At 70.3% G+C, this 14,800-nt stretch carries 17 protein-coding genes and 1 pseudogene; 9 read left to right on the forward strand and 9 right to left on the reverse strand.

The window, feature by feature from the left end:
* The coding region (locus DLJ58_RS32165) for a Gfo/Idh/MocA family protein (RefSeq protein WP_167493762.1) at window positions 1-887 on the reverse strand (887 nt) is incomplete at its 3' end.
* Window positions 888-1,145: 258 nt separating this feature from the next.
* On the opposite strand from DLJ58_RS32165, the gene DLJ58_RS32160 reads away from it, so the two are divergent.
* The 3 genes from DLJ58_RS32160 (at window position 1,146) to DLJ58_RS32150 (ending at window position 2,449) form a co-directional block, all read left to right on the forward strand.
* Window positions 1,146-1,508 (forward strand): cupin domain-containing protein, encoded by a 363-nt coding sequence (locus DLJ58_RS32160; RefSeq protein ID WP_091405967.1) that lies wholly within the window; start codon window positions 1,146-1,148, stop codon window positions 1,506-1,508.
* Window positions 1,509-1,647: 139 nt separating this feature from the next.
* Window positions 1,648-2,040, forward strand: coding sequence for a hypothetical protein (locus DLJ58_RS34180; RefSeq protein WP_208741450.1), 393 nt, complete (start codon window positions 1,648-1,650; stop codon window positions 2,038-2,040).
* Window positions 2,033-2,449 (forward strand): hypothetical protein, encoded by a 417-nt coding sequence (locus tag DLJ58_RS32150; RefSeq protein ID WP_124862438.1) that lies wholly within the window; start codon window positions 2,033-2,035, stop codon window positions 2,447-2,449. The genes DLJ58_RS34180 and DLJ58_RS32150 overlap by 8 nt, the downstream gene beginning before the upstream one ends.
* Window positions 2,450-2,553: 104 nt before the next feature.
* On the opposite strand, the gene fabG (DLJ58_RS32145) is transcribed toward DLJ58_RS32150, so the two are convergent.
* Complete coding sequence (gene fabG / locus DLJ58_RS32145; RefSeq protein WP_091405975.1) at window positions 2,554-3,312, reverse strand: 3-oxoacyl-ACP reductase FabG; 759 nt, start codon at window positions 3,310-3,312, stop codon at window positions 2,554-2,556.
* A 43-nt stretch (window positions 3,313-3,355) separates the two neighbouring features.
* Window positions 3,356-5,008 (reverse strand): alpha-amylase family protein, encoded by a 1,653-nt coding sequence (locus DLJ58_RS32140; RefSeq protein WP_124862447.1) that lies wholly within the window; start codon window positions 5,006-5,008, stop codon window positions 3,356-3,358.
* Between the two features lie 81 nt (window positions 5,009-5,089).
* Between DLJ58_RS32140 and DLJ58_RS32135 the strand changes: the two genes are divergently transcribed.
* Window positions 5,090-5,704, forward strand: coding sequence for a DUF1349 domain-containing protein (locus DLJ58_RS32135; RefSeq protein ID WP_124862441.1), 615 nt, complete (start codon window positions 5,090-5,092; stop codon window positions 5,702-5,704).
* A 70-nt stretch (window positions 5,705-5,774) separates the two neighbouring features.
* Complete coding sequence (locus DLJ58_RS32130; protein WP_124862444.1) at window positions 5,775-6,446, forward strand: DedA family protein; 672 nt, start codon at window positions 5,775-5,777, stop codon at window positions 6,444-6,446.
* Between the two features lie 51 nt (window positions 6,447-6,497).
* On the opposite strand, the gene DLJ58_RS32125 is transcribed toward DLJ58_RS32130, so the two are convergent.
* A complete protein-coding gene (locus DLJ58_RS32125) occupies window positions 6,498-7,439 on the reverse strand; it encodes a chitinase (protein WP_425271362.1) in 942 nt (313 codons plus the stop codon).
* Here DLJ58_RS32125 and DLJ58_RS32120 point away from each other — a divergent pair.
* Window positions 7,395-8,303, forward strand: a pseudogene (locus DLJ58_RS32120) (chitinase); the annotation flags it as partial. The gene DLJ58_RS32125 and the pseudogene DLJ58_RS32120 overlap by 45 nt on opposite strands.
* Window positions 8,304-8,354: 51 nt before the next feature.
* On the opposite strand, the gene DLJ58_RS32115 reads toward DLJ58_RS32120, so the two are convergent.
* Both DLJ58_RS32115 and DLJ58_RS32110 read right to left on the reverse strand, forming a co-directional pair.
* Window positions 8,355-9,026, reverse strand: coding sequence for a DedA family protein (locus tag DLJ58_RS32115; protein WP_124862444.1), 672 nt, complete (start codon window positions 9,024-9,026; stop codon window positions 8,355-8,357).
* Between the two features lie 70 nt (window positions 9,027-9,096).
* Window positions 9,097-9,711: a DUF1349 domain-containing protein gene (locus DLJ58_RS32110; RefSeq protein WP_124862441.1), complete on the reverse strand. Its 615-nt coding sequence runs from the start codon at window positions 9,709-9,711 to the stop codon at window positions 9,097-9,099.
* Window positions 9,712-9,792: 81 nt separating this feature from the next.
* Between DLJ58_RS32110 and DLJ58_RS32105 the strand changes: the two genes are divergently transcribed.
* On the forward strand, window positions 9,793-11,445 hold the full coding sequence (locus DLJ58_RS32105; RefSeq protein ID WP_124862447.1) for an alpha-amylase family protein: 1,653 nt from the start codon (window positions 9,793-9,795) through the stop codon (window positions 11,443-11,445).
* A gap of 43 nt (window positions 11,446-11,488) precedes the next feature.
* Window positions 11,489-12,247 carry a 3-oxoacyl-ACP reductase FabG gene (fabG, locus tag DLJ58_RS32100; protein ID WP_091405975.1) on the forward strand — a complete coding sequence of 253 codons (759 nt, stop codon included), beginning with the start codon at window positions 11,489-11,491 and terminating at the stop codon, window positions 12,245-12,247.
* 104 nt (window positions 12,248-12,351) lie between these two features.
* On the opposite strand, the gene DLJ58_RS32095 is transcribed toward fabG (DLJ58_RS32100), so the two are convergent.
* The 3 genes from DLJ58_RS32095 to DLJ58_RS32085 form a co-directional block, all read right to left on the reverse strand.
* A complete protein-coding gene (locus tag DLJ58_RS32095; RefSeq protein ID WP_124862438.1) occupies window positions 12,352-12,768 on the reverse strand; it encodes a hypothetical protein in 417 nt (138 codons plus the stop codon).
* Window positions 12,761-13,153, reverse strand: coding sequence for a hypothetical protein (locus DLJ58_RS34175; RefSeq protein ID WP_208741450.1), 393 nt, complete (start codon window positions 13,151-13,153; stop codon window positions 12,761-12,763). Before DLJ58_RS34175 ends, DLJ58_RS32095 begins: the two co-directional genes overlap by 8 nt.
* 139 nt (window positions 13,154-13,292) lie before the next feature.
* Window positions 13,293-13,655 carry a cupin domain-containing protein gene (locus tag DLJ58_RS32085; RefSeq protein WP_091405967.1) on the reverse strand — a complete coding sequence of 121 codons (363 nt, stop codon included), beginning with the start codon at window positions 13,653-13,655 and terminating at the stop codon, window positions 13,293-13,295.
* A 258-nt stretch (window positions 13,656-13,913) separates the two neighbouring features.
* On the opposite strand from DLJ58_RS32085, the gene DLJ58_RS32080 reads away from it, so the two are divergent.
* Window positions 13,914-14,800, forward strand: an 887-nt coding sequence (locus DLJ58_RS32080; protein ID WP_167493762.1) for a Gfo/Idh/MocA family protein, incomplete at its 3' end; no start/stop codon positions are given.

A 14,800-nucleotide genomic window follows, 5' to 3' on the forward strand; every position in this document is an offset into this window, starting at 1 on the left:
GTGCGGGATTCGGTGCGGGCGGTTTCGGCGGCGGCGAGGATGGCGACGACCTCACGGCCGAAGCGGACGTCGCAGCGGTGGTCGCGGGTGCCGGCCTGAACCTGCTCGACGAGCTGGTCGATGGCGACGCCGAACGCGGTGGCGGCGTCGTTCTCGCCGAACGGGACGTCCTCGATGCCGTTCTCGCCGTAGAACACGAACTCCCGGGCCATCGACTCGGTCGGGGCATCCAGGGACAGCGAGGCGCTGCTCGTGGCACCGCCCTCGTGGGTGAGCAGCAGATGCACCATCCCGCTCGGCCCGTCCATCGCCGCCACCTGCGTCACCCGGCCCAGCACCGGCAGGAGGATCGAGAGCGCGTGCGGGGCGATGTCCCAGAGCGCCCCGTGCTCCCGACGCCACAACGAGCCGCCGTACGGGCTGCCGTCCTGGAAGATCGAGGCGAACGCGGTGGTCCGACCGTGCTGCCAGCCCCCGGCGGCGGCGGTGGCGGCGAGGAACGCGGTCACGTTCGGCTGGAACCGCTGGGTGAAGAAGACGACCGAGGCGACCCCGGACTCCTCGGCGGCAGCCACGACCAGGTCGGCGTCGGCGACACTGAGCGCCAGCGGCTTGTCCAGCAGCAGGTGTCGACCGGCGCGGGCGGCCCGGACCGCGATGTCGGCCTGGATGTCCGGCGGCAGCGCGACGGCGATCGCCTCGCACTGCTCGATCAGCGCGTCGACGTCGGCGTAGGCGGCCACCCCGTACCGCTCGGCCAGCGCGGAGGCCCGCTCCGGGTTGCGGCCCCACACCCCGACCAGCTCCGCGTCGGGATGTGCGTGCAGCGCCTTCCCGTGCGTCTCGATCGCCCAGTGACCGGTGCCGAACAAGCCGAACCGCAGCACGTGTACCTCCGCTGTCTCCCCGCACCGCGGCAACGCCACGGACGTGATCCACGCTAGTCGCCCGGGCGCCCATGACGGCGGCGGGTTCGACCAATCGAAGCAGCACACCTCCATTTCCGGGTCGGTGGTCGAGCTACCCGCCCGGCTGTCGGTGCAGCGGTCCGCCCGTGGTCTGCCGGCACCGCCTGCGCCGCTCTCGGTAACGCCAGGTCCGATCGCCGCCAGACACACCAGGTGCGGCGAGGCAGTCTCGACGGCATGCAGAGCACGAATCCAGCGATCACCAGCGGTGTCGTGACGTTTGACCACTGGTACGACTTCACCGAGGGCGGCCCGGTGCACCGCGCGCTGCTGCCGTTCCCGTCGACAGCGCCCGCCCCGTTCGAGGTCGCTCGCTGGTCGGTGGCCCCGAACACCTCCAACGACCTCGACGTCCATCGGTCTCGTGAGGTGTGGATCATCGTGTCCGGGACGGGAACCTTGACGTTCGCCGACCAGACGGGCGTCCTGCGGGCCGGCGACGTCGCGGCGTTCGACAGCAGGGTGCCGCACCAGATTCGGAACGACGGCCCGGACCCGCTCGTTGCCATCTCCGTCTACTGGCTGCAAGCAGGCGACTGACGCCGACCCGAAAAGCGCGGGCACCTGGACTGCGGACAACCTTGACGGGCGCGCGTCACACGCGGAGAGGCAGGGCACCCCTTTACTACGACGGTTAGTAGGCTGTGCCGGTGACCGAGGCAACGACCGGGTGGTGCCGGTGACCAGCGTGGGCGCCGACTCTCCGGTGGACGGGATCGTCGCGACCGTGCCGATCGTGCTGTCGCTGCTCGTGGCGGTGTGGGCGCTGGTGGCTGCGGTACGCCACCGGCCGCCGGACCGGATGCAGTTCGTCGGTCTGGCCGTACTCGAAGTGGCGTTGCTGGTGTTGAGCGTGCTGGCGCTCGTCGCGGTCGGCGGCGGGGATCGGCCCGGCGAGCCCGGCGCCTTCTTCGGCTACCTGGTCACGCTGGTGTGCCTGCCGCCGCTGGCCTGGGTGCTGGCCCGGATGGAACCGACCCGCTGGGGCTCGGCGATCGTGTGCGCGGTCTGCCTGGTGGCCCCGGTGGTGGTGGTCCGGTTGCAGCAGACCTGGGAGGTGCTCGGTGGTTGAGACAAAATCGGCTCGGCAGCGCACGAACTCCGGCCCGGGTCGGCTGTTGATCGCGGTCTACCTGCTCTTCGCGATCGCGGCGACGAGTCGGGCGGGTCTGCAGCTCGCCACCAAGTTCGACGAGGCGCCGGTGGCGTACCTGCTCTCCGGGGTGGCCGCGCTCATCTACATCGTGGCGGCGGTGGGGTTGGCCCGTGCCGGGCACACCGGCCGTCGGGTCGCGCTGGCGTGCTGCTCGGTGGAGCTGGTCGGTGTGGTCGCGGTCGGCATCCTGAGCCTTGTCGACAAGGACCTCTTCCCGGACGAGACGGTCTGGTCGCAGTTCGGCAGCGGGTACGGCTACATCCCACTGGTGCTGCCGGTGCTCGGCCTGATCTGGCTCTGGCGCACCCGCCGCGCACCCGCCTGATCCGCCGCAGCCGCCGACCCGCCGCGCACCCCGCCCGACCGCGCGCAGACCCGGCGACGAGGGCGCCGGCTCACCTGCCGGGGCGCCCTCGTCGGGAGTACGGGTCAGTCCCGTGGGCCGCCCGCGACGTAGATGACCTGACCGGAGACGAAGCCCGCGCCCTCGCTCGCCAGGAACGAGATGGTGTGCGCGACGTCCTCCGGGCGACCCGGGCGACGGACCGGGATCTCGGCGGCGGCGTGCTTCTGGAAGTCGTCGAAGTCGACCTTCATGCGGGCCGCGGTGGCCGCGGTCATGTCGGTGACGATGAAGCCGGGTGCGACCGCGTTCACTGTCACCCCGAACGGACCCAGCTCGATGGCGAGCGTCTTGGTGAAGCCCTGTAGACCGGCCTTGGCCGCGGCGTAGTTCGCCTGGCCCCGGTTGCCCAGCGCGGAGGTGCTGGAGAGGTTGACGATCCGCCCCCACTTCCGGTCCACCATGTGCTTCTGGGCGGCCTGGCTGAACAGGAACGCGCCGCGCAAATGCACCCCCATCACCGTGTCCCAGTCGGCGTTGGTCATCTTGAACAGCAGGTTGTCGCGGAGCACACCGGCGTTGTTGACCAGCACGGTGGGTGCGCCCAGCTCGGCGGCGACCCGGCTCACCGCCGCCTCGACCTGGTCCCGGTCGGACACGTCGGCGCCCACCCCGAGCGCCCGGCCACCGGCACCGGCGATGGCGTCCACCGTCTCCTTGGTGGCCGCCTCCTCGATGTCGACCACGGCGACGGCCATTCCGTCGGCGGCCAGCCGTCGGGCAGTGGCCGCGCCGATGCCGCGTGCGGCTCCGGTGACGATGGCGACGCGGGACTCCTCCGACATGATTACCTCCCGGTAACTTGGGGTCGATCGGAGGAGCTTAACCTCAACAGGCCGACCCTCGGCATAGGCGAATCCACCGGTATCCGTGGCCGGAGACCTTGACCGCGCCGAGCTTGCCCAACTCTCCGTAGCCGCGGTCGGCGAGCACGTCGATCGGCAGGTCCGCCTCCGGCTCGAGGCTGCTGAGGTCCACCTCGACGTCGTCGGTGCTGAGGTTGTGCACGAAGACCATCGTCCCGGTCGGCCCGTCAGCCCGGTGCGCGAGCACTCCGGCCGGCATCGCCACGTCGATGTGGGTCGTCGAGCCGGAGCCGATCTCCGGAGCCTCCCGCAGCGTACGGATCATGCGCTCGAACCAGGCGAGCAGCGACTTGGTGTCGCCGCGCTGGGCGGTGACGTTGACGTTCTGGTAGCCGAACTCGCCCTTGTCGATCACCGGGCGAACCAGCTTCTCCGGGTCCGCCGTGGAGAAGCCGGCGTTCGGCTGGTACGACCACTGCATCGGCGTACGGATCGCCTCCCGACCGGGCAGCGACAGGTCCTCGCCCATCCCGATCTCCTCGCCGTACCGCAGCACCGGCGTGCCGCGCATCGAGAACTGGAGGGCGTACGCCAGTTCGATGTGCCGCCGGTCGTTGCCGAGCATCGGGGCGAGCCGGCGACGGATGCCCCGGTCGTAGATGCGCATGTTCTCGTCCGGGCCGAACTTCGCGTACACCTGGTTGCGTTGTTCGGTGGTCAGCCGGGACAGGTCGATCTCGTCGTGGTTACGCAGGAAGGTGGCCCACTGCCCGCCGACCGGCAGCTTCGGGGTGTCGCGGAGCGCCTCGATCAGCGACTCCGGGTCCTCGCGGGCCAGGGCGAGCATGAGTCGACCGTTGAGCATGAAGTCGAACAGCATGTGGATCCGGTTGCCGGAACCGCTGGCGTCGCCGAAGAACGTCGGCAGCTGGTCCGGCTCGACGTTCGCCTCGGCCAGCAGGACGGCGTCGCCGCGGCGCCACTGGACGTGCTGGCGCATCTCGGTGAGGAACTCGAAGTCCTTCGGGGAGTTCGGGTTGCCCGGTTCGGTCAGCTCGATGATGAATGGCACCGCGTCCATCCGGAAGCCGGAGACGCCGAGCTGGAGCCAGAACGACATGATCTTCTTGATCTCGTCCCGGACCTGGGGGTTGGCGAAGTTGAGGTCCGGCTGGAACTTGTAGAACCGGTGGTAGAACCACGCCTTGGCCGTCCGGTCGTAGCTCCACGTCTCGTCCTGCTCGCCGGGGAAGACCATTCCCTGGTGCCGATCGGCCGGTTCGGTGTCGGACCAGACGAACCAGTCCCGGTACGGCGAGTCCGGCGAGGAGCGGGCGGACTGGAACCACGGGTGCTCGTCGGACGTGTGGTTGACCACCAGGTCGATGATCACGCGGATGCCCCGGTTCTGCGCCTGGTGCAGCAGCTCGGCGAAGTCGCCCAGGGTGCCGAAGCGCGGATCCACGTTGTAGAAGTCGGTGACGTCGTAGCCGTCGTCGCGGTTGGGCGACGGGTGGATCGGGTGCAGCCACAGGCAGGTCACCCCGAGCCGGGCCAGGTAGTCCAGCCTCCCGATCAGCCCACGGATGTCACCGACCCCGTCGCCGTCGGAGTCGGCGTACGTGTCGATGTCGAGGCAGTAGACGACGGCTTCGGAATACCAACGGTCACCCATGCCGAAGAAATCTCTCCAGTTGATCACCGTGGCAAACCCAGCCTGGTCGACCGGCGAGCGCAGTGGGCTACCGTGCCGGTCATGGAGAACGACCTCGTACCGCCGAGCGAACTGTTGGACTGGTCCCGGGGCAGCTGGCTGCACCCGCCGGTACGCGTCGAGGAGGGTCCGGCCGGCGAGTTGATCGTCGAGCCGGCTGCGGACAGCGACTTCTGGCGTCGGACCAGCTACGGCTTCGTCCACGACAACGGCCCGGCCCTGCTGGCGCCGCTGCCGGTGGGCACCGCCATGGAGGTCAGCTTCCAGCTCGACTTCTCGGCGCAGTTCGACCAGGCCGGTGCGTTCGTTCGGGTGGACGAACGGACCTGGACCAAGGCTGGTGTGGAGATCAGCGACGGCGAGGTGCAGCTCGGCGCGGTGGTGACCCGGGAGTTCTCCGACTGGTCGGTGGGGCCGGTGCCGGAGTGGGCGGGCCGGGAGGTGACGGTCCGGGTCAGCCGGGCCGGCGACGCGCTGACCGTCCGCGCCCGGGTCGACGACGAGCCGTGGCGACTGGTCCGGCTCGTCCCGCTGGACCCGACGGTCGAGGCCGTTGCCGGCCCGTTCTGCTGCGCGCCGTCCCGCGCCGGTCTTACCGTGGTCTTCACCGGCTGGCGGCAGGGACCGGCGGACACCGCGCTGCACCCGGAGCACTGAGCGGCAGGTGTGGACGACTCGGCAGTGGGTATGACAGTCCGATCCCCCACCGCCGACCGGAAGGACGACCATGGCGTACGCCCAGGCTGGCGACCCGTCCGAGTTCACCGGGCTGACCGGTTGGGTGGCGTCGGTGATCGAGGCGATGGGCCCGGTCGGCGTGGCGCTGCTGGTGGCGCTGGAGAGCATCGTCCCGCCGATTCCCAGTGAGATCGTGCTGGCGATGGCCGGTTTCCTGGCTCATGAGGGCAAGTTCAACGTTGTGGTCGTGGCGCTGGCCGCGACGGTCGGCTCGCTGGTCGGCGCGTTGGTGCTCTACTGGCTGGGCGCGGCGCTCGGCGAGGAACGGCTCAAGCGCTGGCTGGACCACATCCCCTTGGTGGACCGCGACGACCTGGAGAAGGCCGACCGCTGGTTCGAGCGGCACGGTCGGTGGGCGGTGCTGATCGGCCGGGTGGTGCCGGTGGTCCGGAGCCTGGTCTCCGTGCCGGCCGGAGCCAACCGGATGCCGCTGGGCGAGTTCATCCTGCTCACCACCATCGGCAGCGGGGTGTGGAACGGTCTCATCATCGGGGCGGGCTACGCGCTCGGCAGCCAGTGGCAGGACGTCGCCCGCTACAGCGACTGGTTCAACTACGCGATCGTCGCGATCTTCGTCGTGATGGCGTCCAGTTGGGTGATCCGCAAGGTTCGCAAGCGTCGGGCGCGCGACGACCGGCGGTCGGTGACCGCCGGTCGCTGATCCGCTTCTCCGCTCACCGCCGGCGTCCGGACCGGACGCCGGCGAGCACGGTCAGGGCAGGGTGTCCAGGTGCGGGCCCACCGTGTTGGCGAAGCCGTTGCCGTTGCTGACGTCCCAGTTCACCGACCAGGTCATCGCGCCCCGGATGCCGGGGTAGGTGCGCGGCGGGCGGAAGCTGCCGCAGTTGGTGCCCCGGGCCAGGCAGTCCAGGGCGGCGTTGACCACGCTGGGCGCGACGATGCCGCCGCCGGCCGCCCCTGCTCCGGCGGGCAGGCCGAGGCCGACCTGGTCGGGGCGGAGCCCGGCCTCCAACTGGATGCAGGCCAACGCGACGATGAAGTTCACTGTGCCCTGGCCGTACGCGGCGTTCTGGTCGCAGCCGAGCATCGCGCCCGAGTTGTAGTACTGGGTGTTGACGACGGTGAGGATGTCCTTGATGTCGAGCGCCAGCTTGAAGTAGCCGCCGGCCGGGTTCTGCATGTCGATGGTCTGCGGCGCCATCGCGATGATCAGCCCCGAGCCGACCTTGGCCCGCAGCGCGCGCAGCGCCTGCGCCATGTACGTGGGGTTGAGCCCGTTCTCCAGGTCGATGTCGATCCCGTCGAAGCCGTAGCGGGCGATCAACGCGGCGGCCGTGTCGGCGAACGCGGTGGCCGATGCAGCGTTGTTCACGGTCACCCGGCCGGTCTCACCGCCGACGGAGAGGATCACCCGCTTGCCCCGGCTGTGCAGGGTGCGGACGTCGGCGGTGAAGTCCGCGTCGGTGTAGCCGCCGAGCGCGGCGGCCAGCCCGGGGTCGACGCCGAACGTGAGCGCGCCGGGGGTCGCGGTGGCCTCGGCGAAGGCGACCGCCACCAGGTCGTACTCGGCGGGGACGTCGCGTAGCCGCAGCTCGACGGCGGGGTTGTCGAAGTTGTGCCAGTACCCGGTGAGCAGGTGTTTCGGCAGCCCACCGGTGGGCTGCCGAAACACCTGCTCACCGGGTACTGGCACAACTTCGACAACCCCGCCGTCGAGCTGCGGCTACGCGACGTCCCCGCCGAGTACGACCTGGTGGCGGTCGCCTTCGCCGAGGCCACCGCGACCCCCGGCGCGCTCACGTTCGGCGTCGACCCCGGGCTGGCCGCCGCGCTCGGCGGCTACACCGACGCGGACTTCACCGCCGACGTCCGCACCCTGCACAGCCGGGGCAAGCGGGTGATCCTCTCCGTCGGCGGTGAGACCGGCCGGGTGACCGTGAACAACGCTGCATCGGCCACCGCGTTCGCCGACACGGCCGCCGCGTTGATCGCCCGCTACGGCTTCGACGGGATCGACATCGACCTGGAGAACGGGCTCAACCCCACGTACATGGCGCAGGCGCTGCGCGCGCTGCGGGCCAAGGTCGGCTCGGGGCTGATCATCGCGATGGCGCCGCAGACCATCGACATGCAGAACCCGGCCGGCGGCTACTTCAAGCTGGCGCTCGACATCAAGGACATCCTCACCGTCGTCAACACCCAGTACTACAACTCGGGCGCGATGCTCGGCTGCGACCAGAACGCCGCGTACGGCCAGGGCACAGTGAACTTCATCGTCGCGTTGGCCTGCATCCAGTTGGAGGCCGGGCTCCGCCCCGACCAGGTCGGCCTCGGCCTGCCCGCCGGAGCAGGGGCGGCCGGCGGCGGCATCGTCGCGCCCAGCGTGGTCAACGCCGCCCTGGACTGCCTGGCCCGGGGCACCAACTGCGGCAGCTTCCGCCCGCCGCGCACCTACCCCGGCATCCGGGGCGCGATGACCTGGTCGGTGAACTGGGACGTCAGCAACGGCAACGGCTTCGCCAACACGGTGGGCCCGCACCTGGACACCCTGCCCTGACCGTGCTCGCCGGCGTCCGGTCCGGACGCCGGCGGTGAGCGGAGAAGCGGATCAGCGACCGGCGGTCACCGACCGCCGGTCGTCGCGCGCCCGACGCTTGCGAACCTTGCGGATCACCCAACTGGACGCCATCACGACGAAGATCGCGACGATCGCGTAGTTGAACCAGTCGCTGTAGCGGGCGACGTCCTGCCACTGGCTGCCGAGCGCGTAGCCCGCCCCGATGATGAGACCGTTCCACACCCCGCTGCCGATGGTGGTGAGCAGGATGAACTCGCCCAGCGGCATCCGGTTGGCTCCGGCCGGCACGGAGACCAGGCTCCGGACCACCGGCACCACCCGGCCGATCAGCACCGCCCACCGACCGTGCCGCTCGAACCAGCGGTCGGCCTTCTCCAGGTCGTCGCGGTCCACCAAGGGGATGTGGTCCAGCCAGCGCTTGAGCCGTTCCTCGCCGAGCGCCGCGCCCAGCCAGTAGAGCACCAACGCGCCGACCAGCGAGCCGACCGTCGCGGCCAGCGCCACGACCACAACGTTGAACTTGCCCTCATGAGCCAGGAAACCGGCCATCGCCAGCACGATCTCACTGGGAATCGGCGGGACGATGCTCTCCAGCGCCACCAGCAGCGCCACGCCGACCGGGCCCATCGCCTCGATCACCGACGCCACCCAACCGGTCAGCCCGGTGAACTCGGACGGGTCGCCAGCCTGGGCGTACGCCATGGTCGTCCTTCCGGTCGGCGGTGGGGGATCGGACTGTCATACCCACTGCCGAGTCGTCCACACCTGCCGCTCAGTGCTCCGGGTGCAGCGCGGTGTCCGCCGGTCCCTGCCGCCAGCCGGTGAAGACCACGGTAAGACCGGCGCGGGACGGCGCGCAGCAGAACGGGCCGGCAACGGCCTCGACCGTCGGGTCCAGCGGGACGAGCCGGACCAGTCGCCACGGCTCGTCGTCGACCCGGGCGCGGACGGTCAGCGCGTCGCCGGCCCGGCTGACCCGGACCGTCACCTCCCGGCCCGCCCACTCCGGCACCGGCCCCACCGACCAGTCGGAGAACTCCCGGGTCACCACCGCGCCGAGCTGCACCTCGCCGTCGCTGATCTCCACACCAGCCTTGGTCCAGGTCCGTTCGTCCACCCGAACGAACGCACCGGCCTGGTCGAACTGCGCCGAGAAGTCGAGCTGGAAGCTGACCTCCATGGCGGTGCCCACCGGCAGCGGCGCCAGCAGGGCCGGGCCGTTGTCGTGGACGAAGCCGTAGCTGGTCCGACGCCAGAAGTCGCTGTCCGCAGCCGGCTCGACGATCAACTCGCCGGCCGGACCCTCCTCGACGCGTACCGGCGGGTGCAGCCAGCTGCCCCGGGACCAGTCCAACAGTTCGCTCGGCGGTACGAGGTCGTTCTCCATGACCGGCACGGTAGCCCACTGCGCTCGCCGGTCGACCAGGCTGGGTTTGCCACGGTGATCAACTGGAGAGATTTCTTCGGCATGGGTGACCGTTGGTATTCCGAAGCCGTCGTCTACTGCCTCGACATCGACACGTACGCCGACTCCGACGGCGACGGGGTCGGTGACATCCGTGGGCTGATCGGGAGGCTGGACTACCTGGCCCGGCTCGGGGTGACCTGCCTGTGGCTGCACCCGATCCACCCGTCGCCCAACCGCGACGACGGCTACGACGTCACCGACTTCTACAACGTGGATCCGCGCTTCGGCACCCTGGGCGACTTCGCCGAGCTGCTGCACCAGGCGCAGAACCGGGGCATCCGCGTGATCATCGACCTGGTGGTCAACCACACGTCCGACGAGCACCCGTGGTTCCAGTCCGCCCGCTCCTCGCCGGACTCGCCGTACCGGGACTGGTTCGTCTGGTCCGACACCGAACCGGCCGATCGGCACCAGGGAATGGTCTTCCCCGGCGAGCAGGACGAGACGTGGAGCTACGACCGGACGGCCAAGGCGTGGTTCTACCACCGGTTCTACAAGTTCCAGCCGGACCTCAACTTCGCCAACCCCCAGGTCCGGGACGAGATCAAGAAGATCATGTCGTTCTGGCTCCAGCTCGGCGTCTCCGGCTTCCGGATGGACGCGGTGCCATTCATCATCGAGCTGACCGAACCGGGCAACCCGAACTCCCCGAAGGACTTCGAGTTCCTCACCGAGATGCGCCAGCACGTCCAGTGGCGCCGCGGCGACGCCGTCCTGCTGGCCGAGGCGAACGTCGAGCCGGACCAGCTGCCGACGTTCTTCGGCGACGCCAGCGGTTCCGGCAACCGGATCCACATGCTGTTCGACTTCATGCTCAACGGTCGACTCATGCTCGCCCTGGCCCGCGAGGACCCGGAGTCGCTGATCGAGGCGCTCCGCGACACCCCGAAGCTGCCGGTCGGCGGGCAGTGGGCCACCTTCCTGCGTAACCACGACGAGATCGACCTGTCCCGGCTGACCACCGAACAACGCAACCAGGTGTACGCGAAGTTCGGCCCGGACGAGAACATGCGCATCTACGACCGGGGCATCCGTCGCCGGCTCGCCCCGATGCTCGGCAACGACCGGCGGCACATCGAACTGGCGTACGCCCTCCAGTTCTCGATGCGCGGCACGCCGGTGCTGCGGTACGGCGAGGAGATCGGGATGGGCGAGGACCTGTCGCTGCCCGGTCGGGAGGCGATCCGTACGCCGATGCAGTGGTCGTACCAGCCGAACGCCGGCTTCTCCACGGCGGACCCGGAGAAGCTGGTTCGCCCGGTGATCGACAAGGGCGAGTTCGGCTACCAGAACGTCAACGTCACCGCCCAGCGCGGCGACACCAAGTCGCTGCTCGCCTGGTTCGAGCGCATGATCCGTACGCTGCGGGAGGCTCCGGAGATCGGCTCCGGCTCGACGACCCACATCGACGTGGCGATGCCGGCCGGAGTGCTCGCGCACCGGGCTGACGGGCCGACCGGGACGATGGTCTTCGTGCACAACCTCAGCACCGACGACGTCGAGGTGGACCTCAGCAGCCTCGAGCCGGAGGCGGACCTGCCGATCGACGTGCTCGCCGACCGCGGCTACGGAGAGTTGGGCAAGCTCGGCGCGGTCAAGGTCTCCGGCCACGGATACCGGTGGATTCGCCTATGCCGAGGGTCGGCCTGTTGAGGTTAAGCTCCTCCGATCGACCCCAAGTTACCGGGAGGTAATCATGTCGGAGGAGTCCCGCGTCGCCATCGTCACCGGAGCCGCACGCGGCATCGGCGCGGCCACTGCCCGACGGCTGGCCGCCGACGGAATGGCCGTCGCCGTGGTCGACATCGAGGAGGCGGCCACCAAGGAGACGGTGGACGCCATCGCCGGTGCCGGTGGCCGGGCGCTCGGGGTGGGCGCCGACGTGTCCGACCGGGACCAGGTCGAGGCGGCGGTGAGCCGGGTCGCCGCCGAGCTGGGCGCACCCACCGTGCTGGTCAACAACGCCGGTGTGCTCCGCGACAACCTGCTGTTCAAGATGACCAACGCCGACTGGGACACGGTGATGGGGGTGCATTTGCGCGGCGCGTTCCTGTTCAGCCAGGCCGCCCAGAAGCACATGGTGGACCGGAAGTGGGGGCGGATCGTCAACCTCTCCAGCACCTCCGCGCTGGGCAACCGGGGCCAGGCGAACTACGCCGCGGCCAAGGCCGGTCTACAGGGCTTCACCAAGACGCTCGCCATCGAGCTGGGTCCGTTCGGGGTGACAGTGAACGCGGTCGCACCCGGCTTCATCGTCACCGACATGACCGCGGCCACCGCGGCCCGCATGAAGGTCGACTTCGACGACTTCCAGAAGCACGCCGCCGCCGAGATCCCGGTCCGTCGCCCGGGTCGCCCGGAGGACGTCGCGCACACCATCTCGTTCCTGGCGAGCGAGGGCGCGGGCTTCGTCTCCGGTCAGGTCATCTACGTCGCGGGCGGCCCACGGGACTGACCCGTACTCCCGACGAGGGCGCCCCGGCAGGTGAGCCGGCGCCCTCGTCGCCGGGTCTGCGCGCGGTCGGGCGGGGTGCGCGGCGGGTCGGCGGCTGCGGCGGATCAGGCGGGTGCGCGGCGGGTGCGCCAGAGCCAGATCAGGCCGAGCACCGGCAGCACCAGTGGGATGTAGCCGTACCCGCTGCCGAACTGCGACCAGACCGTCTCGTCCGGGAAGAGGTCCTTGTCGACAAGGCTCAGGATGCCGACCGCGACCACACCGACCAGCTCCACCGAGCAGCACGCCAGCGCGACCCGACGGCCGGTGTGCCCGGCACGGGCCAACCCCACCGCCGCCACGATGTAGATGAGCGCGGCCACCCCGGAGAGCAGGTACGCCACCGGCGCCTCGTCGAACTTGGTGGCGAGCTGCAGACCCGCCCGACTCGTCGCCGCGATCGCGAAGAGCAGGTAGACCGCGATCAACAGCCGACCCGGGCCGGAGTTCGTGCGCTGCCGAGCCGATTTTGTCTCAACCACCGAGCACCTCCCAGGTCTGCTGCAACCGGACCACCACCACCGGGGCCACCAGGCAGACCGCGCACACGATCGCCGAGCCCCAGCGGGTCGGTTCCATCCGGGCCAGCACCCAGGCCAGCGGCGGCAGGCACACCAGCGTGACCAGGTAGCCGAAGAAGGCGCCGGGCTCGCCGGGCCGATCCCCGCCGCCGACCGCGACGAGCGCCAGCACGCTCAACACCAGCAACGCCACTTCGAGTACGGCCAGACCGACGAACTGCATCCGGTCCGGCGGCCGGTGGCGTACCGCAGCCACCAGCGCCCACACCGCCACGAGCAGCGACAGCACGATCGGCACGGTCGCGACGATCCCGTCCACCGGAGAGTCGGCGCCCACGCTGGTCACCGGCACCACCCGGTCGTTGCCTCGGTCACCGGCACAGCCTACTAACCGTCGTAGTAAAGGGGTGCCCTGCCTCTCCGCGTGTGACGCGCGCCCGTCAAGGTTGTCCGCAGTCCAGGTGCCCGCGCTTTTCGGGTCGGCGTCAGTCGCCTGCTTGCAGCCAGTAGACGGAGATGGCAACGAGCGGGTCCGGGCCGTCGTTCCGAATCTGGTGCGGCACCCTGCTGTCGAACGCCGCGACGTCGCCGGCCCGCAGGACGCCCGTCTGGTCGGCGAACGTCAAGGTTCCCGTCCCGGACACGATGATCCACACCTCACGAGACCGATGGACGTCGAGGTCGTTGGAGGTGTTCGGGGCCACCGACCAGCGAGCGACCTCGAACGGGGCGGGCGCTGTCGACGGGAACGGCAGCAGCGCGCGGTGCACCGGGCCGCCCTCGGTGAAGTCGTACCAGTGGTCAAACGTCACGACACCGCTGGTGATCGCTGGATTCGTGCTCTGCATGCCGTCGAGACTGCCTCGCCGCACCTGGTGTGTCTGGCGGCGATCGGACCTGGCGTTACCGAGAGCGGCGCAGGCGGTGCCGGCAGACCACGGGCGGACCGCTGCACCGACAGCCGGGCGGGTAGCTCGACCACCGACCCGGAAATGGAGGTGTGCTGCTTCGATTGGTCGAACCCGCCGCCGTCATGGGCGCCCGGGCGACTAGCGTGGATCACGTCCGTGGCGTTGCCGCGGTGCGGGGAGACAGCGGAGGTACACGTGCTGCGGTTCGGCTTGTTCGGCACCGGTCACTGGGCGATCGAGACGCACGGGAAGGCGCTGCACGCACATCCCGACGCGGAGCTGGTCGGGGTGTGGGGCCGCAACCCGGAGCGGGCCTCCGCGCTGGCCGAGCGGTACGGGGTGGCCGCCTACGCCGACGTCGACGCGCTGATCGAGCAGTGCGAGGCGATCGCCGTCGCGCTGCCGCCGGACATCCAGGCCGACATCGCGGTCCGGGCCGCCCGCGCCGGTCGACACCTGCTGCTGGACAAGCCGCTGGCGCTCAGTGTCGCCGACGCCGACCTGGTCGTGGCTGCCGCCGAGGAGTCCGGGGTCGCCTCGGTCGTCTTCTTCACCCAGCGGTTCCAGCCGAACGTGACCGCGTTCCTCGCCGCCACCGCCGCCGCCGGGGGCTGGCAGCACGGTCGGACCACCGCGTTCGCCTCGATCTTCCAGGACGGCAGCCCGTACGGCGGCTCGTTGTGGCGTCGGGAGCACGGGGCGCTCTGGGACATCGCCCCGCACGCGCTCTCGATCCTCCTGCCGGTGCTGGGCCGGGTGACGCAGGTGGCGGCGATGGACGGGCCGAGCGGGATGGTGCATCTGCTGCTCACCCACGAGGGCGGTGCCACGAGCAGCGCCTCGCTGTCCCTGGATGCCCCGACCGAGTCGATGGCCCGGGAGTTCGTGTTCTACGGCGAGAACGGCATCGAGGACGTCCCGTTCGGCGAGAACGACGCCGCCACCGCGTTCGGCGTCGCCATCGACCAGCTCGTCGAGCAGGTTCAGGCCGGCACCCGCGACCACCGCTGCGACGTCCGCTTCGGCCGTGAGGTCGTCGCCATCCTCGCCGCCGCCGAAACCGCCCGCACCGAATCCCGCAC

It is taken from the genome of Micromonospora arida, assembly GCF_003857035.1.
GTDB classification, from domain to species: Bacteria; Actinomycetota; Actinomycetes; order Mycobacteriales; family Micromonosporaceae; genus Micromonospora; species Micromonospora arida.